The following is an 18,956-nucleotide window of genomic DNA, read 5'->3' on the forward strand; positions in this document are numbered from 1 at the left end:
GCGCGCATCCAGCCCGCCACTGGTATGGGTGTCGGGAACCCGCCCTTGCGCGCGCCATTTCAACGATTCAAAGGGCGGATTCTCGACACCCATGCTACGGACGGGGCGCGTGACGCGCACTTTGCTCGTGGCGCCGGGTGCCCTCGTGCGCCCACGAGCAAGGGGCGCCGCGAGCGCTAGCCGCCGACCTTGGTGTCGAGCACGACGCGCACCGGGCCCGTCTTCGTGCTGACGGTGCGGCGGGGGAGCATGGCCGGGTCCTGGATGCGCAGCTTCGCGTAGATCGCGAAGTAACACAGCAGCAGCCAGGCGCCCTCGACGAGCAGGCGCGACTCGGTCATCGCCTGCACGACGAGCGCGACCATGATCAGGAACGGCGCCGCCGTCGCCGCCGACACGTGCGCGCGGCCGCCGGGGCGCACCGGCGGGATGCGCGGGGCATCGGGCACGTCGATCGAGATCCACCAGGTGCGAATGAGCGTGCTGAACACGAGGCCGATGAATAGCAGCAGGCCGATGACGCCCACCTGCATCCAAACGTCGAGGAATGCGTTGTGCGCCTGGTGATACGGCATGCCCTCGACGACTGCGAGGCTGTGGAACTCCGGAAGCCACGGCGCCCAGTAGCTGATCCAGCCGTGGCCGAGCATCGGCGACTCCGAGCCGAGCGCGATCACGGCGCGCCAGATCGAGCCGCGGCCCGACATGTCGGAGCTGCGGTTCATGAGCGCGAAGACCTCGTTATTGAACACGACGACGAGGATGCCGCCCGCGACGAGGCAGGCGCCGACGACGCTGTAGAGCACCCAGCGCAACTGACGATGGATGCGCCGGCTGATGAGCACGAGCGCTGCGCCGAGCAGCACGAACGCGCCGGCGACGTAGGCCGTGGCCGAGTCGGTGAGCAAGATCGCGGCGACGGATGCGGCGCTCGCGACGAGCGCGTACNCAGCGCGACACCATGCGGTCGAGCAACTCGACGATGGTGACGATGAGGGCGATGAGGGCGACGATCGCGAGCAGATTCCGATTGCCCATGAGGCCCTGCAGCGGGCCGCCGTCGAAGAGTTCGGAGTGGGTCCAGTAAAACCCACCCGGCAGCGGGTCGGGGATGCGGTCGGTGCTGAGCAGTGACTGGAGCACGCCTGGGCGGAGGTAGGTCGGCGGCAGCACGCCCGCGGGCATCGCGATCGCGGCGAAGAGCTCGAAGGCGAGCGAACCGAACACGAGCCAGCGCATCGCGGTGCCGAGGGTGCGCAGGAACTGCATGCGCGTGAGTGAAACGGCGGTGACGAGCGCGACAAACGCCGTCGCGAGCTGCACCGCCGAGCCGGCGAGTGTCTCGATGCGGTAGCCCGACCAGATCACCGAGAGGAGGCACCACGCCGTAAATAAAAGGAGCATGAGCGGCAGGTGCCGCAGCCGCAGCTGCGGCTTGCGGCGCACGAGCAGCACAATCGAGAGGGCCACGAGCAGGCCGACGATGGCGCCGTAGCCGGTCCAGCCGATCGTGTAGCGGAAGGTGTCGCCGCTGAACGCGACGACGAGCGCCGCGAACGTGAGCAGCATCGCCTTCGAGTATGGCTGGCCGTCGGGCAACCGCAGCCGGTCAAGCAGTTTCGCCCCCGTACCGGGAGCGCCGGCAGAGTTCGGGGACGCAGTCATGCGCCCAATTCTCGCACGCAGGCCCACACTGGCCCGTTGCTCACCGAGAAGGGTTACCCTCACAGGTGATGTTTGTGCCGCTGAAAAACACGCCAATGCGCTACGCCTGGGGCTCCCGTGGAGCCATCAGCGACCTGCTCGGAACGGGCGGTGTGCTCGACGAACCCGAGCTCAATTCACCGCTGCAGGCGGAGCTCTGGTTCGGCGCGCATCCCGCCTCGCCGTCGAGGATTCCCGACCCCGAGCTTGCCGACGGTGCGGCCACGCTGCGCGACTGGATCGCCGACGCGCCCGACGCGGCGCTCGGTGCCCGGGCCGCCCGGGTGCATCCGGGCGAACCACAGCTGCCGTTCCTGCTCAAGGTGCTCGCGGCGGCGCAGCCGCTCTCGCTGCAGGTGCACCCGACGCTTGCCGAGGCGAGCGCCGGCTACGACGCCGAGGATGCGGCCGGAGTCGCGGTCGATGCGCCCGAGCGCAACTACCGCGACCGCCTGCACAAGCCCGAACTGCTCGTCGCGCTCAGCGAGACGATGTCGGCGCTCGCGGGCTTCCGTGCTGTGGATGCGGTGCGCGAGCTCGTNCGCTGACGTCGAGTCGGCGGTGGTCGGCACCCCGGCCGAGGTCGACTTTGCGCCGTTCGTGCGGCTCGTCGGCGCGGCGGACGACGAGGCGGCCATGCGCGAGCTGCTCACCTGGATCCTCACCGACGCGGCGGCGACGCCCGCGTCGGCGGCGCTCGATGCCTGGGTCGCGGCCGAGGGCGAGGCATTCGCCGTCGAGCGGCACAATCTCCGCCGCATCCGCGAGGCCTTCCCGGGCGATGCCAGCGCGCTCATCGCGCTGCTCATGAACCACGTCGTGCTGCACCGCGGCGAGGCGCTCTACGTGCGCGCCGGCGTGCTCCACGCCTACCTCGAGGGCCTCGGCATCGAGGTCATGGCCTCGAGCGACAACGTGCTGCGCGGCGGGCTCACCGTCAAGCACATCGACGTCGACGAGCTCATGCGCATCCTCACGGTCGCGCCCGAGGATGCGCCGCTGCTCGCGCCGGTCGTGCACGGCAACGTGGCGGCCTTCGTGCCGCAGGAACCCGACTTCATGCTGCAACGCGCCGCCGCCGAGCACCTCGACGACCGCCTCGAGTGTGTCGGCCCCGGCATCGCCGTGTGCGTCGCCGGCACCGTGCAGCTCGAGGGCGGGGCCTCGGGCACCGCGAAGACCCTCGGCCGCGGCGACGCGGTGTTCATCACGCCCGACGAGGGCTCGGTGCACGTGCGCGGCCGTGGCAACCTGCTCGTCGCCACGATGAACCCGCATGCGGGGGATTCTCAGGAGATGCCCGCCTGATCAGGTATTGATCTTCGCCGGGTAAATGCCGGGAGATCGTTGGGAGGGCGCGCGACACGCCGTCGCCGTCGTTGCGCGAATGTCTCAAGTGTTGCATTAGGGTTTCCGGCTCTCCCACTTGACGCGCACCGAATGACAACGATGTAATTAGTGCGGTGGCTCGGGCAAGTCGCTCGAGGAAAAGCGTGGGAGACGTGATATGGCAAAGATGATCCGTCCAGTTCCTGAGAACTGGTACGTCGATCCGCTCGAGCTGGGGGTACCCGGCACCGGCAACCAGATCGGCGACGACAATCCGCTTGCCTGGCAGGCGGACGCGCTGTGTGCGCAGACCGACCCGGAGGCGTTCTTCCCCGAAAAGGGAGGCTCGACTCGCGACGCCAAGATGATCTGCCAGTCCTGCGATGTGCGCGCACTGTGCCTCGAGTACGCCCTCGAGCGCGACGAGCGCTTCGGCATCTGGGGCGGGCTCTCGGAGCGCGAACGCCGGAAGCTGCGCAAGCAGGCCTAGCAAGGCCCGCGGAAGCAGCCCGGCACCACCCACGCCCGGCCGGATGCTTCCGTCACGCCGGCCGGGAGGGGGGAGCGAAATTTTGGCTTGCCGAGATGAATCCCCGCGGCCGGGGCCCTGCGACCTAGCATTCGACAAATGCGACCAAGAGTAACGGCCATCGTCGTGGCGCAAAACGCCGCCGAGGCGCTCGCTCGAACCCTGCCCGCGCTCGAGGCACAGACGCGAGCGCCCGAGCGACGTATCTTCGTCAGCCTTGAGTCGCGAGATGCCACCGAGGAAGTCCTGCGGGCAGCGTCGCCCGACGTCCTTGTCACCCTGCCCGAGCGCACCTCCTTCGGCGAGGCCGTGCGCGCCGCGGTCGCGCAGCTCGCCGAGATCGACGAGGGCGACGCCGCCCGCATCGAAGAGTTTGGCACCGAGGGCGAGACGCCGAACGACTGGATTTGGTTGCTCGCGGCCGACAACGCACCCGACCCGGATGCGCTCGAGGAACTCCTCGATACAACCGAACGCAACCCCTCGCTCGAGGTGACCGGTCCGAAGGTCGTGCGTACCGACGACCCCGCCGTCATCGTCGAGTACGGCGAGTCTGTGACGCACACCGGCGTCTCGGTACGCCTGCACCAGGACTCCCTCGACCAGGGACAGTTCGAACACCTCAGCGACGTGCTCGGCGTTGGCGCCGGCGGCATGCTCGTGCGCCGCAACACCTGGGACCGCCTCGACGGCTTCGACCGCGGCCTCGACGCGGTCGACGACGGCCTCGACTTCTCGGTTCGCACCTGGCTCTCGGGCGGACGCGTGCTGCTGAGCCCGCGCGCCCGGGTCGAATCGCTTGCCGAGGATGCCTCGGGCACGGCCCGCTACGGCCAGCGCACCCGCGGCCTGCAGCGGTACCGCATCCGCCGCACCGCGCAGCTGCACCGCCAGCTCGTCTGGGCCGGCCGCGTCGAGTTCTTCTTCAACTGGCTGATGCTGCTGCCCGCAGCGCTCGTGCGCACCCTGCTGCACCTGCTGCGCAAGAATCCCGGGCGCATCCTGCCTGACCTGCGCGCCGCGCTCACCGTGTTCTTCCTACAGACCGGTGTGCCTTCGTCGCGGCGGCAGTTCCACCGCACCACGCAGCAGCCGTTCAACACCGTCGATCGGCTGCTCATCTCGCCCACCGAGTGGCGCAAGATGCGCGCGAACCGGCGCGACGAGTACCTCGCGGCCTCGCAACATGGCCGCGATCGCTTCAACTTCATCACCGGCGGCGGTGGCTGGGTGCTCATCATCGCGCTCATCGCTGCCGTCGCGTTGTTCTTCCCGCTCATCGGAGCGGGCTCGCTGGCGGGCGGCGCGCTGTTGCCGCTGTCGGGCAGCATCGGCGAGCTCTGGGGCACGACCGGCTACGGCCTGCGTGACACGGGCGGCGGCATCGGCGTAGCCGACCCCTTCAACCTTGTGCTCGCGGTGTTCGGCTCGTTGACGTTCTGGAACCCGAGCTTCATCATCGTGCTGCTCTGGCTGCTCGCGCTGCCCGTCGCGGCGGTCGGCGGCTGGTTCCTCGCCGCCCGGTTCACGCGCAGCCCCTGGATTCGCGCGTTCTTCGGCCTGGTCTGGATGGCCGCGCCGCCGCTGCACGTCGCGCTCGCCGAGGGGCGCGTCACGGGTGTGCTCGTGCACCTCGCGCTGCCCTGGCTGTTCTTCACCTGCATCGCCGGGGCGCGGTCGTGGGCGGCCGCCGCGGTGTGCTCGCTGCTCGCGCTCGTCGTCGCNGCGAGCTCGCCCAGCTTGATTCCGGCACTCACCGTCACCTGGCTGCTCTCGGTGTTCATCGCGGGCCGCGGCTGGGTGCGGCTCGCGCTCACGCCGGTGCCGACGGTCGTCATGTTCCTCCCGCTGTTGATCACGCAGCTCAACCGCGGCCGGCCGTTCTCGATGTTTGCCGACCCCGGCATGCCCGTTGTCGCGGAGCCCGCGCGCGGTTGGCACGCCGCGACCCTGTTCGCTGAGCAGTCGGCGCACGGCTGGGCGCAGCTGCTCCAGTCGCTCGGTATCACCTGGGACCCTTGGATTGTGCTCGCCCTGCTGCAGGTGCCGATCGCGCTTCTCGCGCTCATCGGCATCTTCACCCGCAGCTGGCGAGTCGCGCTCGTGGGCCTCGGCACCGCCGCGCTCGGCTACGTGACGGCCGGCCTTGCGGGCGGCTTCGCGTTCGCCACCACTGGTGGCGTCGCGGTGCCGCTGTGGATCGGCCCGGCGCAGTCGTTCGGCTTCCTCGGGCTGCTCGTCGCTGCTTGCGCGGGCGCTGTCGCGATTCGTGGCTTCCGGGTACCGGTCACCGCGGTCGCGCTACTCGCAGTTGTCGCCCTGATCGTGCCCGTCGCGCCGAGCCAGCTCACCGGCACGTCACCGGTCGCGGCCTCCGACGGCCGCACGCTGCCCGCCCTCGTGGATGCGCAGGGCCGCGCCGCCGAACAGCTCGGCACCCTCGTGATCACCCCGGCGAGCAGCGACACCCTGCGGGTCGAGCTCATTCGCGGCGCCGGGCAAAAGCTCAACCAGTTCTCGACGCTCGAGACGACGAACCTGATTCCAACGCCGGCCGACGAGCAGCTCGCGAACATCGCCGTCGGGTTCCTCTCTGCTGGCGCATCCAACCCCACCGCCCAACTGCACGAGCTCGGCATCGGCTTCGTGCTCGTTGAGAACGCGCCCTCGGGCGGCGGCGCCATCGAGCAGCGCCTCGTGACCGCGATGTCGACCAACGAGGCGCTCTCGTCGGCCGGCCAGACCGCCGAATACGGCACGCTCTTCCAGGTGGTCAACGCCGCCGAGACGCCCACTGACCCCGACCTCGCCGGCGCACTCGAGACGACGAACTGGCAACACCAACTCGGTCGCAGCATGCTCATCGTGCAGCTCGCGGTGCTGCTGTTCGTGATCCTGCTCGCCCTGCCCACCGGCGGTCTCGAGTCGCGCGTGCGTGCGAGCCGAGCGCTCGGTCGCAGGCATTGGGAAGACCTCGACCGCGGGCGCGAGAAGTTCGCCGAGTTCGGTGCCGTGTCGCAAGAGACAGTGCACGTCTACGCCGACCAGCCCACCGGCGACCACATCGACCCCGAGGGAGACATCCGTGGCTGACCGCTCGCCCCGCCCCGCTGACTCCTACCGCGACTTCGGCATCGACCCGGAGCTCGTCGCGGCCCCGGCCCTGCCCGACGAGGACGAGTCCCTGCGCCTCGATGAACTGACGGGTGTGCCCGCGTACTTGGGTGGCGCAGCCCCCGCGCCTGAGGTCAAGCCCGGTAGCGGCGTTGCGGTGCTTGATGACGAGCCCGAGCCGGAGCACGAGCCTGAGGCTGAGGAGCTCGCGGAAGACGAGGCTGAGGCCGAATCCACCGCCCCCGAACCCAGCACCCTGCCCAAGCCGCGCCCGCGCCGCGGCCGCACGCGTGCATCCGGCCGCTCGCGCGCCCAGGAGCACCGCCGACGCGGCGCCGCCTCAACGGCCGCCCGCACCGGTGGCACCGTTGCGGCACTCGCGATCGTCGCAGCGAGCGTCTGGGCCCTCGGCTGGATGCCCCTGCCGCAGTTCCAGGCCGAGGCCGTGCCGGTATCAGTGACGCCCGAGCCTGGCGAGCAGCTGCGCGTGTGCCCCGGCCCGCTGCAGCAGCTCGGCGTCTCGTCGGATGCGTCCGAGATCACCGCGGTGGGCTCGCCCACCGTAGCGAGCGCGGCCACCGGCGGCGACCCCGAAACGACCGAGCTCGGTGGCACGGGCCAGGGCTCGGGACCGAGCGTGCTGGCGCTGCCCGGCATGGCCGACGGCGAGATCACCCAGCTCACCGCGGCGCAGACAGTGATTGCCACGGGCGGCAACGCGAGCGGCTTCTCGGCGACAGCGTGCATGCAGCCGACGTCGTCGCAGTGGCTGCTCGCCGGCGACACGACGGTGGGGCACACACTCGTCATCGACGTCGTGAACCCCGGCAACGTCGAGGCCCGCGTCAACTTCAACACGTACGACGAGTCCGGCCCGGTGTCGCCCTCGATTCCAGAGACCGTCATTGCGCCCGGCGAGCGGCAGGAGATTTCGCTCGCGGGCATTGCTCCCGACGCCGCATCCCTCGCCATTCAGGTCACGTCGACCGGCGCCGAGGTCGCGAGCTTCCTCCACGAGACCATCACGAGCACCCTCGACCCCGTGGGCAGCGACATTGTCGGGCCCTCGGCACTGCCGTCGACCGAGCAGGTGCTGCCGGGCCTCTACGTGTACGAGCGGGCCGAGGACGACGAGACTGCGTCAACGACCATCGGCACCATGGTGCGCCTCGCGAACCCGAACGACTCGGTCACGAGCGCGAGCCTCGAGCTCTACGGTGAAGACGGGTCGCAGACCGCGCAGATCGACCTCGAGCTGCAGCCGAATGTGGTCATCGACTACCCGATCACGTCGCTTGCGAGCGGTAACTACTCGGTGCGGGTCGACGCCGATCAGCCCGTCACGATCTCGGGCCGGGTCGCGCCGATGGAGGCCGACGAGTTTGGCTGGCTGCCCTCGTCGCCGACGCTGAGCGATGACGTCATGGTCGCCGTGCCGAGCGGGCCGAGCGCGACGCTTTCACTGACGAACTTCACGGATGAGGCGCGCACCGTCACGATCGATGGCGACGAGGTCACGCTCGAGCCGAACGCGACGCACCGAGTGGATGCCGCCGGTGAGATCGAGCTGGTGGACGCCGACGGCCTCTACGCCGCCGTGAGCTACGCCGCCGGCGGGCGCATCGCGAGCTTCCCGGTGCAGCCGGGCAACGCCGACGCCGAGCCGATTCAGGTCACGCGCTAGCGCGGGGGGTCGAGTAGGTCATCGTTAATGATGCCGCCGAGCCCGCCGTCGAGCAGTTCGTTGACGGCCGAGATCACGGCGCGCTCGATGTACTCGCGATAGCGGATCTGATCGCGCGGGTCTGAAAGCGAGAGCTTGGCCAGGCGCTCGAGCGGCACTCGGTAGAGAATCACGTCGTTCGGCGGGCGGATCTGCCAGCGGTCCATGCCGTCGCGGTGCTGATCATCCGGCGGCATCGGGGCCGTGAAGACCTTCACCTCGGCGAGTTGCTCGGGCGCCATTGAGCGCAAGAAGCCGAGCGTCTCGGCGACGATGAGGTGAAAACGCGGCACGCGGCCCGTCAGCTGCGGCAGCCACGGCCCGGCCGCGCTGGAGCGCAGGTTGCGACCGTGGCGGCTACGGGATCCCCGGCTGCGGCGTGCATCAGAGAGCCGACGCTTCGAAGACCTAGGCATAGCCGCCAGCCTACCCCGGCGAGGTGAGCGGCGGACTAGCATGGCGGTATGCGATCCCGTCCCTGTAGCCGAGTTGGGTGTTCGCGGCGTGCCGCATACACGCTCACCTTCGACTACCGCGATCAGATGGCCGCGATCGGGCCGCTCGCGTTCCGGGCCGAGCCGCACGCCTACGACCTCTGCCCGCTGCACGCGGGCCGCACATCGGTGCCCGAGGGGTGGACCCTTATCAAGCCCGTGCCGATCGGTCGCATCGACTAGCCGTCCTCGCGCCCCGCGACGCAAAGGGTCCCCGACATCCCAGTTTTCNCTGTCGGGGGATGAGCCCTAGCGGATCGCGTCGGCGATTGGGGTCTCGCCGTCGTAGAAGTTCACCTTCGTGCGCGAGGCGGCGCCGGTCGCCACGACGTGCGCGATGACGGCCGCGACGTTGTCGCGCGAGGTCACCTTCGCGTCGTCGTCGAGCGGGGCGTCGACTCCCTCGCCGTCGGCGTCGGCGATGAGCACCTTGCCGGTCGCGGGCTCAAGCGTGAGCAGGCCCGGGCCGAGAATCGTGTAGTTGAGTTCGGATGCGCGCAGGTACGCGTCGGCGTCGTGCTTTGCCTTGGCGTACGCGTAAAAGCTGTTGCTCTCGGGAATCGCGTCGATGTCGATGTCGGCACGGGCGTACGACACCATCACGTAGCGGTCAACGCCGGCCTGCTTGGCTGCATCAATCGACCGGGTTGCGGCGACGAAATCGACCCGATGGGTGCGCTCGGGGCTGCCGCCGCCGGCGCCCGCCGAGAATACGACGGCCTGCGCGCCAGCGAACAGCGCGGCGAGTTCGTCGACCGAGGCGGTCTCGATGTCGAGGATGCGCGGGGTCGCGCCCGCGGCCTCGACGTCGGCCGCGTGCTCGGGATTACGGATCACGGCGTCGACGGCGAAGCCCGCCGCGGCGAGCTTGGGCGCCGCGAGCAGCGCGACCTTGCCGTGTCCACCGAGAATGACGATGCGGTTGTTGGAAGTCAAAAGGTCCTCCTCATGCGTCGAAATGGCGCAAGATTGCGCCCTGCAGGCGTATGTAACGCATCCCTCCCGAGCAGTATTCCGGGGCACTTACGGGCGAGGCTGGGCGGGCTCTCGCCGCCGAGCGACTACATTTGCGCCTATGCATACTGCGATTTCGGCTATCGAACCTGAGCTTCGCGGTGACCTGACCCAGGTCGTCAAGAACTACGACATCCGCGGTCTCGTCGGTGACACCCTCACCGCACCGCTCGTCACCGCGCTCGGCGCCGCCACTGTCGATGAGCTCGGGCTCGCAGACCTCGAGCTCGTCATCGGGCACGACATGCGCGAATCCAGCCCGGAGTTCGCGGAGGCCTTTGCCCGCGGCGCGACCGCCCGCGGCGCCCGCGTCATCCACCTCGGCCTGTGCTCGACCGACATGGACTACTTCGCCTCGGGCCAGCGGAACGCCGCCGCGGCGATGTTCACGGCCTCACACAACCCGGCCGCCTACAACGGCATCAAGATCTCGGCCGCGGGCGCAAAGGGCATCTCACTCGATTCCGGGCTCGGCGCGGTCCGCGACCGCGCGGCCGCCTACCTCGACGCGGGCATCCCCGAGGTCGAGCACACGCACGAACCGCAGCGCGTGGATGTTCTGGCTGACTACGCGCGGCACCTGCGCTCGCTCGTCGACCTCTCGGGCATCCGCCCGCTCAAACTCGTCATCGACGCGGGCAACGGCATGGGCGGCTACACCGTTCCCGCAGTGCTGCAGGAGGCCGCCGGCCTACCCGCGCTGCCCCCCGAGATTGTGCCGATGTACTTCGAGCTCGACGGCAACTTCCCGAACCACGAGGCGAATCCCCTCGACCCCAAGAACCTCGTCGACCTGCAAGCGCGCGTCATTGCCGAGGGTGCCGACCTTGGTCTCGCCTTCGACGGCGACGCCGATCGGTGCTTCGTCGTCGACGAGCAAGGCGAGCCCGTGTCGCCGTCGGCGGTGTGCGCGATCGTCGCCGCGCGCGAGATCGCCCGCGCGAACGCCGCGGGGGAGGCGCAGCCGACGGTCATTCACAACCTGCTCACATCGCGCCACGTCGAGGAGATCGTGCGCGAGCTCGGTGGCGAGCCCGTGCGCACCCGCGTCGGCCACTCGCTCATCAAGGCCGAAATGGCGCGCACCGGCGCGATCTTCGGCGGCGAGCACTCGGCGCACTACTACTTCCGCGACTTCTGGGGTGCCGACAACGGCATGCTCGCCGCGCTGCACGTGCTCGCCGAAGTGGGCGCATCCGGCCGCCCGGTCTCCGCTCTCGCGGCCGAGCACACGCCGTACTTCGCGTCGGGCGAGATCAACTCGACGGTCGCCGATGCGGCCGCCGTGCTCGAGCGGCTCCGCACCGAGTTCGAAGGCATCGAGCTCGACGAGCTCGACGGTCTCACCATCAGTGATCGCGGCAGCGGTGAGTGGTGGTGGGCGAACGTGCGCGCCTCGAACACCGAGCCCCTGCTGCGGCTCAACGTCGAGGCCTCGACGCCCGAACTCATGGCGCATGTGCGCGACGAGTTCCTCGGGCACATTCGTCAGAAGGCCTGACACCTCGGGCACCAAGCCGCTCTCCGCGTGCCGCCGTCGCGCTGCCCCGAGGCGTGCGTGCCTTCGAGAATGATGGTGCCGCAGCGGCGGCACGCTCGACCCGCCCGGCCAAACACGTAGCTGCGCTGGCCGGGTCGTGGGTCGCCGGTGAAGGTGCGCTCGACGCGGTCGCGGTTCTCGAGCATGAGGTCGCGGGCGTGCGCGAGCAGAGCGTCGAGGTCTGCGGTGTCGCCCACGTGCCGGTCGGGGCGGATCGCCCGCAGAAACAGCAGTTCGGTGACATACTCGTTGCCGAGGCCCGCGACGTTGCCCTGGTCGAGCAGCGCGGCCGTAAGCGGCCGCGCTGGCTCGGCGCGGATGCGCCGGGCCGCCTCCGCGAGGTCGGGCGCCTCGGCGAGCAGGTCGGGGCCGAGCCAGCCGAGCTTGTCGGCTTCGTCGCGCGTGCGCCAGAGCGTGAGCTTCGCGAGGTCGATGCCGAGCGCGACCACGGCATCCGTACCGATCACCGCGCGGAGCCGATGCCGTGCCGGCCACGAGGTGCGACCGGACTCGCCTGGGCGCACGAGCCGCCAGCTGCCGTCCATGCCGAAGTGCGAGTGCACCGTGTACTCGCCGACACGCAGCAGCACGTGCTTGCCGCGCGCGTCGGCCCCGCGGATGCGCTCGCCCCGCAGATCTGCCGTCGCGTGCGCCGGCACGCGCAGCGAGAACTCCGTCACCTCGCGCCCCGCGAGCGACTGCGCGAGGTGGTGGGCGGCGCGGTAGGCGCTATCGCCTTCCGGCATAACCCGACTCTGGTTTCAGCCGCAGTCCGCGCGGCGTCGTGACAAAGCCGGCCTCCTGGAGCCACGTTGAAATGCCGTGCTCGAACACTGACGCGCCGTTGACGCGTTCGATGACGAGGCCCGGGATGCGCGCGCGCCGCACCGTGTCGCTGAGGCTGTAGGCCGCCTGCCGCAGCACAGTGTCGTCGTCGCTGAACGTGAGCATGGTCTTGCCGCCGCGCTCGACGTAGAGCACGAGCGCGCCGTCGGCGAGGGTCACGAGCCCGCCGGCCTTGCGGCCGGGGCGGTGGGTTGATGCGTGCTCAGGCCACGCGACCGCCGCGCCGTAGGCGTTCGCGGGGTCGGTCGCCGCGAGCGTGAGCAGGTGCGGTTCGCGGTCGGTCTCGAGGCGCTGCTGCACGGCGCGGAGCCGGTCGATGGCGCCCGCGGCCGCGAACTGCGAGGCGCCGAGCTGCTCGACGAAGTAGCCGCGTCGGGCGTGGCCCGACTCTTCGAAGCGGGCGAGCACGCGGTAGACGAGGGCGAAGCCGCCGACGACGCCGCTCGCCTCGACTGAGCCGCGCGTGACGACGCCGTAGCGGTCGAGCAGGAGGTCGCCGAGGGCCTGCGCCCGCGTCGTCGTGCCCTCGTCGCTCGTCGGTGCGATCGACCAGCGCCCCGTGCCCTGCGGCGGCGTGCCCGGGCCGGCGGTCGCGGCGGCGTGGCCGCGCCAGAGCCGGCCGCGTGCCGGTCTTGCCGCCGTGCGATGCGCTGAGGTCGACTTGCTGCCCGCATTGCCCGAGAGCAGCGCTCGCAGGGGCGTGAGCGCGTCGTTCGCGGCGATGCCGAGCCACGTGAGCTCCCAGAGTGCGTCGATGACGGCATCGATGCGCGGCGGCGCGGCGTCGGGCTCGAGCTGTTCGAGTCGACGGATGAGCTCGGTCGCGAACATCGCGCCGCCTTGCTCGAGCACTTCGGCGCAGCGGGCCGCGAGCGGGCCCGGAGCCTCGCGCTCGGCGGGTGTCTCGGGCAGCGTGAACGCAGCCGTGTCGCGCAGGTGCAGGCTCACCCAGCCGTCGGCACCGCCGATCGCGCCGTGGCCGAGCCAGAGCACCTCGCCGCCGCCGAGCAACTCGTCGAGCATGGCGGGCGAGTAGTCGCGCACGCGGGCGGGCAGCACGAGCGACTCCCAGGCGGATGCGGGGATCGGCACACCCTGCAGCTGGTCGATCACGGTGACGACGCCGTCGATGCCGTGCAGCTCGTCGCCGACGTGCTGCCACTCGGGTAGGAACGCCGCGAGCGACTGCTGGGTAACAGGCTCGATCTCGCTGCGCAGCTTCGCGAGGGTGCGCGAGCGGATGCGCCGCAGCACACCCGCGTCGACCCACTCGACGCCTTCGACACCGGGCGTGAATTCTCCTCGCTGCACGGTGCCGGCGATCTCGAGACGCCGCAGCACGTCAGCGACCACCGCCTGGCCGAGACCGAACTCGGCCGTGAGTTGCTCGGCGCGGAAGGGGGCGTGGGTGCGCGCGTAACGGCGCACGAGATCGCCGAGCGGGTCGGCGACGGGCTCGAGCATCGCCGTCGGCACGCCGATGGGCAGCGGCACACCGAGCGCGTCGCGCAGGCGCGCGGCATCCTCGACACCGGTGAGGCGTTCGGCGCCCTGCACGCGCAACCAGAGCGCGCGCTTCGCGACCACGAGCTGATCGGCGAGCGACTTGACGAACTCGGGCGGAGCATCGGCCAGTTCGGTCGCCTCGTCGTGCGGGTCGGCGTCGGGGTGGCGCACGCGGCGGCACAGCTCGTCGAGGGTGAGCGGGCCAACCACGCGCAGCAGGTCGGCGAAGCCTTCGGCATCGCGCGTCCGGCGCGACGGTTCGAGCCACTGCAGCTGCGCCTCGACGTCGTGGATCGCATCGAGGTCGAGCAGTTCGCGCAGCGAGCTCGCGCCGAGGAGGTCGGCGAGCAGGTTCGTGTCGAGCTGCAGAGCGGCCGCACGGCGCTCGGCGAGCGGCTGGTCGCCCTCGTACATGAACTCGCCGACGTAGCCGAACAGCAGCGACTGTGCGAAGGGAGAGGGCGACTCGGTCGTCACCTCGGCGAGCCGCACCTCACGTGTCGCAAGCTTCGCGAACAGCTCAGTGAGCGAGTCGAGGTCGTAGACGTCGTGGAGCACCTCGCGCACGGTCTCGAGAATCATCGGGAACTCGGGGTACTTGCGGGCGACCTCGAGCAGCTGGGCCGCGCGCAGCCGCTGCTGCCATAGGGGCGCCCGCTTGCCGGGATGCAGCCGGGGCAGCAGGAGCGCGCGGGCCGCGTTCTCGCGGAAGCGCGCCGCGAACAGCGCCGACGCCCCGACCTCGCGGGTGATGGTCGTCTCGACCTCGTCACGCTCGAAGGCGAACAGCTCGGCCCCGGGCGGTTCGTCGTCGACGTCGGGGATGCGCACGATGATGCCGTCGTCGAGGGCCATCGCGCTTGCCTCCATGCCGAACCGCTCGCGCACGCGAGCGGTCACCATGAGCGCCCACGGGGCGTGCACGGGGCGGCCGTAGGGGGAGTGGAGGATGATGCGCCAGTCGCCGAGCTCGTCGCGCACACGCTCGATGATGAGCTGGCGGTCGGTCGGCACCTGGCCGGTCACCTCGAGTTGCTCGCGCACGTACGCCGTGATGTTCGCCTGCGCGAAGTCGTCGCACACCCGGGCGAGGCCGTCGGGCAGGCGAGCATCGTTCGCGGCGATCTCGCGCACGATGGCACCGATCGCGGCGCCAAGCTCGGCGGGGCGGCCGATGCCGTCGCCCTTCCAGAACGGCAGCCGTCCGGGCTCGCCGAAGGCCGGCACGACGAGCACGCGGTCGGGGCCAATTTCGCGGATGCGCCACGACGTCGCGCCGAGCGCGATGACGTCGCCCACGCGCGATTCGTAGACCATCTCTTCGTCGAGCTCGCCGACGCGCTTGCCGCCGCCATCAGTGCCGTCGAGCATGAACACCCCGAACATGCCGCGGTCGGGAATCGTGCCGCCAGAAACGACGGCGAGGCGTTGTGCGCCCGGGCGACCCTCGAACCAGTCGGCGTCACGGTCCCACACGAGGCGGGGCCGCAGGGTCGCGAACTCGTCGGACGGGTACTTGCCGGCGAGCAGGTCGAGCACCGNACTCGAGCAGCGCCGAGCTGAGCTGCGCGAACGGAGCGCTGCGCCGCACGAGCGCGAGCCACTCCTGCACTTTCCAGCGGTCGAGCGCGGCCGCCGACACAGTGTGCTGCGCGAGCACATCGAGCGGCTGGTCGATGGTGGTCATGCGCTCGATGTTGCCGTCGAGCATGCGCGAGGTCGCGACGGCGGTGTGGAGCACATCCGCCCGGTGCTTTGGGTACAGCCGAGCCCGCGACACCTCGCCGACCTGGTGGCCTGCCCGGCCGACGCGCTGCAGCCCACTCGCGACGCTCGGCGGGGATTCGACCTGGATGACAAGGTCGACGTCGCCCATGTCGATGCCGAGCTCGAGGCTCGAGGTGGCGACGACGCAGCGCAGGACGCCCGATTTCAGGGCATCTTCAACCTGCGCACGCTGCTCTTTCGACACCGAACCGTGGTGTGCCCGGGCGAGGTCGGCGCTCGCGCCGTCGAACGCCCCCGAGCCGCCCATGAGCTGGGCCCCGAGCGTGCGGGTTGCGGGCGCGGGTTCGGTGCCTGGCGGTTCGGCCGTGGCGAGCCGCCGCTCGTACTCTTCGTTGAGGCGGGCCGTGAGCCGCTCGGCAAGCCCGCGTGAGTTCACGAACACGATCGTTGAGCGATGCTCGAGTACGCGGTCAACGATCGCCGACTCGATGTGCGGCCAAACCGTGCCGGTACGTCGCGGATCGGGGTCGCGGATGCCCTGGGTCGCGTCGCCGAAAACTAGCTCGTCTTGCGGCTCCGCGACGGGAATGTCGCTGAGATCGGCGACGGGCACGACGACTCGCAGGTCGAATGCCTTTTCGCTCGCGGGTGCGACGATCTCGACTGGCGCCTGCCCGCCGAGGAAACGCGCGACCGCCTCGAGCGGCCGCACCGTGGCCGAGAGGCCGATGCGCTGCGCCGGCGACTCGAGCAGCGCATCCAGGCGTTCGAGCGAGAGGGCGAGGTGCGAACCGCGCTTGCTCGCCGCAACGGCGTGCACCTCATCGATGATGACGGTGCGCACGCCCCGAAGTGCCTTGCGCGCGCTTGAGGTGAGCATCAGGTAGAGCGACTCGGGCGTCGTAATGAGGATGTCGGGCGGCTTCGACACCTGCGCGCGGCGCTCGGAAGGTGTGGTGTCGCCCGAGCGCACGTCGACCGTGATCTCGGGCACCTCGTGACCGAGGCGCGTGGCAGTTTGGCGGATGCCGACGAGCGGCGCGGCGAGGTTGCGCTCGACGTCGACGCCGAGCGCCTTGAGTGGCGAAATATAGAGGATGCGCGTGCCCCGACCCGCGTCGCTCGCACGCTCCTGGATGAGTTGATCGATCGCCCAGAGGAACGCTGCGAGCGTCTTTCCCGAGCCGGTCGGGGCGACGACGAGCGTGTGGTGGCCGTGTCGGATGGCGCCCCACGCCTCGCGCTGGGCGCGCGTCGGCGCGTCGAACGCGCCACGAAACCACATGGTGGTCGACTCGCTGAACCCGGTCAGGGCATCCGAACTGCTCACCGTTTGATCAAACCACCACCCACCGACAAGCTCCCCGCACTCGTGGCGGAATGCGGCACAATGAGCACATGGACGTGAGTACCCCCGACCCCGAGTCTTCAGGCTGGTTGAGCGACGACGATCTCGAGCTCATCCGCCGACGCACGCCGATCATCTATGTCGAGGCGATTCCAGTGCTGCTCGACGGCCGTGGCGAAGTCGAGGCAATCGGCCTCCTGCTGCGCGCAAACCCCGAGGGACTTATCACCCGCACGTTCGTGTCGGGCCGCGTGCACTACGGCGAGTCGATCCGCAGCGCGTTGCTGCGTCACCTGGAGAAGGACCTCGGCACGATGGCCTTCCCACAGCTGCCTCCCTCGCTGCAGCCATTTACCGTCGCCGAGTTTTCGCCGCTGCCCGTGACTGAGCTCTACGACGAGCGTCAGCACGCGGTCGCGCTCGAGTACATCGTGCCGGTGACGGGCGAGTGCATTCCGCGTCAGGATGCGCTCGAGGTCACGTGGGTCACGCCGGACGAGGCGAAGGACCCCGACCTGCTCGAGGAGCTTGAGGGTGGCCGTGGCGCGATTCTGCGTCAGGCCATCGGCTTCCTCGGTGCTTGGTAGCGAGCACCGAGTTCGCGGCAGCGGGAACTTTTGCCCGCCGGCAACCATCAGAATGTACGTTCGCCGTGTCCGCATCCGCTCTCAGGAGGAACCATGAGCCAGCAGTACCCCCAGCAGCCCTACTACCAGCAGGGGTATCAGACGGCCGGGTACCAGCCCGCTCAGCAGGTGGATAGTGCCGACAGCGTCGGCAACTGGGTGCTCACCATCTTTCTGATGGGCATTCCTCTCGTCGGCCTCATCTACATGATCGTGCTCGCGGCCGGCGACGGTCGCTCGCTCGCGAAGCGCAACTTTGCCGGTGCCTACCTCATCTGGATCGGTATCGGCATCGCGCTGGCGATTGTCTTGGGCATCATTGCCGCGGTGACCGGCGGGCTGTTCTTCACCGCCGTGTTCAGCGAACTGAACAACTCATCGAGTTACTCGTCGCACAGCTACTAGCGGTTCGCGTCCCAGTCGCGCCACGCCTGCTCGGCGCGCGCTCGCGTGTCTGCGGCAGGCGCGCTGCTCGGATGCTCGGTGCGGCTCGCGCCGTCGCGGAGCGCGTCGATCGCGAAACCGCTCGGTTCGGGCGTGGCCGGTCGCACCGCATCCTCGAGAATCATGAAGTCGCGCTGCGAGAGCTCGACCCAGCCATCGCGCAGCTGCTCACCCCAAAACTTGGTGTCGCGCGTGAGCTCGAGCATGTCGCGCAGTGGCCGGATGGGCGCGATGCGTGCGCCCGGGAGCCAGTCGACCGGCGCGACCCAGCGGGGCGTGCCGTGCCCGCCGAGTTGGTAAGCCTCGCCGGTGACTCGCCCCGCGGCGACGGCGGCGCGCAGCGGTTCGCCGTCGGGGTTGTATTCGCGCGGCGAGTAGATGACGATGCCATCGGCCTCACGAAATGATGAAACTGGCTGCTCGTTGCCCCACGTCACGCGCGCGACGCCCGTTTCGACGAGCTCGCGGGCGCGATCGAGTGGGTGGACGAGCAGCCAGTATCGAATCGCCACGGTGGCTTAGCGCAGCGCGGTGCTCGGCATGCGCGTGTAGATCTCGCCGGCGACGACGAGGTCTTGCCACGGCATGCCCACGGTCTTGTACACGGTGGGCTTGCTGCGGTCGATGCTCACCTCGCCGCGCACGACGTCGCGCACGGGGATGAGTGACTCGCGGCGCAGCACGCCCTCGGCGATCGCGTGGGCGATCTCGCCCGACTCGTTGACCGCCGTGTCTATGTCTTCGACGATGACGTTCGAGCGTGCCATGAGGGCGGTGTCAAGTTCGCTGCGCTCGTTGTTGTGTGTGCCGAGCGCGACCACGAGGGTGCCCGGGCGCACGAGCGAGCCGTCGAAGAGGGGCTCGCCTGAGCCGGTAGCCGTGATGATGAGGTCGGCCTGCGGAATCGCCGTCTGCGGCGGCATAGCCTGGCCGATGCGGGCGTTCCAGCCGAGCTCGGCCGCGGTGGCGGCGAACATTTCGGTCTTGCGAGCGTTGCGGCCGGCGACGACG

At 69.9% G+C, this 18,956-nt stretch carries 14 protein-coding genes and 2 pseudogenes; 9 read left to right on the forward strand and 7 right to left on the reverse strand.

The genetic code is table 11. The features are described from left to right. Positions 1–176: 176 nt before the first annotated feature. A complete protein-coding gene (locus ID132_RS00605; protein WP_328743230.1) occupies positions 177–1,094 on the reverse strand; it encodes an O-antigen ligase family protein in 918 nt (305 codons plus the stop codon). Between the two features lie 666 nt (positions 1,095–1,760). Here ID132_RS00605 and ID132_RS00610 point away from each other — a divergent pair. The 5 genes from ID132_RS00610 (at position 1,761) to ID132_RS13250 (ending at position 8,360) form a co-directional block, all read left to right on the forward strand. Continuing rightward, the gene (locus ID132_RS00610) at positions 1,761–2,252 is read left to right on the forward strand and encodes a type I phosphomannose isomerase catalytic subunit (protein ID WP_459562413.1); all 492 of its coding nucleotides are present in this window, start codon (positions 1,761–1,763) and stop codon (positions 2,250–2,252) included. 13 nt (positions 2,253–2,265) lie between these two features. Continuing rightward, complete coding sequence (locus ID132_RS00615; RefSeq protein ID WP_211198169.1) at positions 2,266–3,012, forward strand: cupin domain-containing protein; 747 nt, start codon at positions 2,266–2,268, stop codon at positions 3,010–3,012. 199 nt (positions 3,013–3,211) lie between these two features. Then, entirely contained in the window at positions 3,212–3,523 is a 312-nt protein-coding gene (locus ID132_RS00620; protein ID WP_235988151.1) for a WhiB family transcriptional regulator, read from the forward strand. A gap of 138 nt (positions 3,524–3,661) precedes the next feature. Next, positions 3,662–6,655 carry a glycosyltransferase family 2 protein gene (locus ID132_RS00625; RefSeq protein WP_193127596.1) on the forward strand — a complete coding sequence of 998 codons (2,994 nt, stop codon included), beginning with the start codon at positions 3,662–3,664 and terminating at the stop codon, positions 6,653–6,655. Further along, complete coding sequence (locus ID132_RS13250; RefSeq protein ID WP_193127597.1) at positions 6,648–8,360, forward strand: DUF5719 family protein; 1,713 nt, start codon at positions 6,648–6,650, stop codon at positions 8,358–8,360. Before ID132_RS00625 ends, ID132_RS13250 begins: the two co-directional genes overlap by 8 nt. Here ID132_RS13250 and ID132_RS00635 read toward each other — a convergent pair. Then, on the reverse strand, positions 8,357–8,815 hold the full coding sequence (locus ID132_RS00635) for a hypothetical protein (protein WP_193127598.1): 459 nt from the start codon (positions 8,813–8,815) through the stop codon (positions 8,357–8,359). The two genes, ID132_RS13250 and ID132_RS00635, sit on opposite strands and share 4 nt — an antisense overlap. A 48-nt stretch (positions 8,816–8,863) precedes the next feature. Here ID132_RS00635 and ID132_RS00640 point away from each other — a divergent pair, with 48 nt between their 5' ends. Further along, complete coding sequence (locus tag ID132_RS00640) at positions 8,864–9,076, forward strand: DUF3499 family protein (RefSeq protein ID WP_125106937.1); 213 nt, start codon at positions 8,864–8,866, stop codon at positions 9,074–9,076. A 66-nt stretch (positions 9,077–9,142) separates the two neighbouring features. On the opposite strand, the gene ID132_RS00645 is transcribed toward ID132_RS00640, so the two are convergent. Next, positions 9,143–9,829 carry an NAD(P)H-binding protein gene (locus ID132_RS00645; protein ID WP_193127599.1) on the reverse strand — a complete coding sequence of 229 codons (687 nt, stop codon included), beginning with the start codon at positions 9,827–9,829 and terminating at the stop codon, positions 9,143–9,145. Positions 9,830–9,968: 139 nt separating this feature from the next. On the opposite strand from ID132_RS00645, the gene ID132_RS00650 reads away from it, so the two are divergent. Further along, a complete protein-coding gene (locus tag ID132_RS00650) occupies positions 9,969–11,408 on the forward strand; it encodes a phosphomannomutase/phosphoglucomutase (protein ID WP_193127600.1) in 1,440 nt (479 codons plus the stop codon). Here the strand turns inward: ID132_RS00650 and ID132_RS00655 are convergent. Both ID132_RS00655 and ID132_RS00660 read right to left on the reverse strand, forming a co-directional pair. Continuing rightward, positions 11,396–12,193 carry a DNA-formamidopyrimidine glycosylase family protein gene (locus ID132_RS00655; RefSeq protein ID WP_125106940.1) on the reverse strand — a complete coding sequence of 266 codons (798 nt, stop codon included), beginning with the start codon at positions 12,191–12,193 and terminating at the stop codon, positions 11,396–11,398. The two genes, ID132_RS00650 and ID132_RS00655, sit on opposite strands and share 13 nt — an antisense overlap. Continuing rightward, a pseudogene (locus ID132_RS00660) lies at positions 12,177–16,812 on the reverse strand (ATP-dependent helicase). The gene ID132_RS00655 and the pseudogene ID132_RS00660 overlap by 17 nt, the downstream one beginning before the upstream one ends. 113 nt (positions 16,813–16,925) lie before the next feature. Here ID132_RS00660 and ID132_RS00665 point away from each other — a divergent pair. Both ID132_RS00665 and ID132_RS00670 read left to right on the forward strand, forming a co-directional pair. Further along, the gene (locus ID132_RS00665; RefSeq protein ID WP_125106942.1) at positions 16,926–17,462 is read left to right on the forward strand and encodes a DUF4916 domain-containing protein; all 537 of its coding nucleotides are present in this window, start codon (positions 16,926–16,928) and stop codon (positions 17,460–17,462) included. Positions 17,463–17,555: 93 nt separating this feature from the next. Continuing rightward, positions 17,556–17,906, forward strand: coding sequence for a hypothetical protein (locus ID132_RS00670; protein WP_211198170.1), 351 nt, complete (start codon positions 17,556–17,558; stop codon positions 17,904–17,906). Here ID132_RS00670 and ID132_RS00675 read toward each other — a convergent pair. Both ID132_RS00675 and ID132_RS00680 read right to left on the reverse strand, forming a co-directional pair. Next, positions 17,903–18,457, reverse strand: a complete 555-nt coding sequence (locus ID132_RS00675) for an EVE domain-containing protein (protein ID WP_125106943.1) — start codon at positions 18,455–18,457, stop codon at positions 17,903–17,905. The two genes, ID132_RS00670 and ID132_RS00675, sit on opposite strands and share 4 nt — an antisense overlap. 6 nt (positions 18,458–18,463) lie before the next feature. Beyond that, positions 18,464–18,956: pseudogene (locus ID132_RS00680) on the reverse strand (ornithine cyclodeaminase family protein); the annotation flags it as partial.

The sequence above is a fragment of the Gulosibacter sediminis genome, from assembly GCF_014904065.1.
GTDB lineage: Bacteria > Actinomycetota > Actinomycetes > Actinomycetales > Microbacteriaceae > Gulosibacter > Gulosibacter sediminis.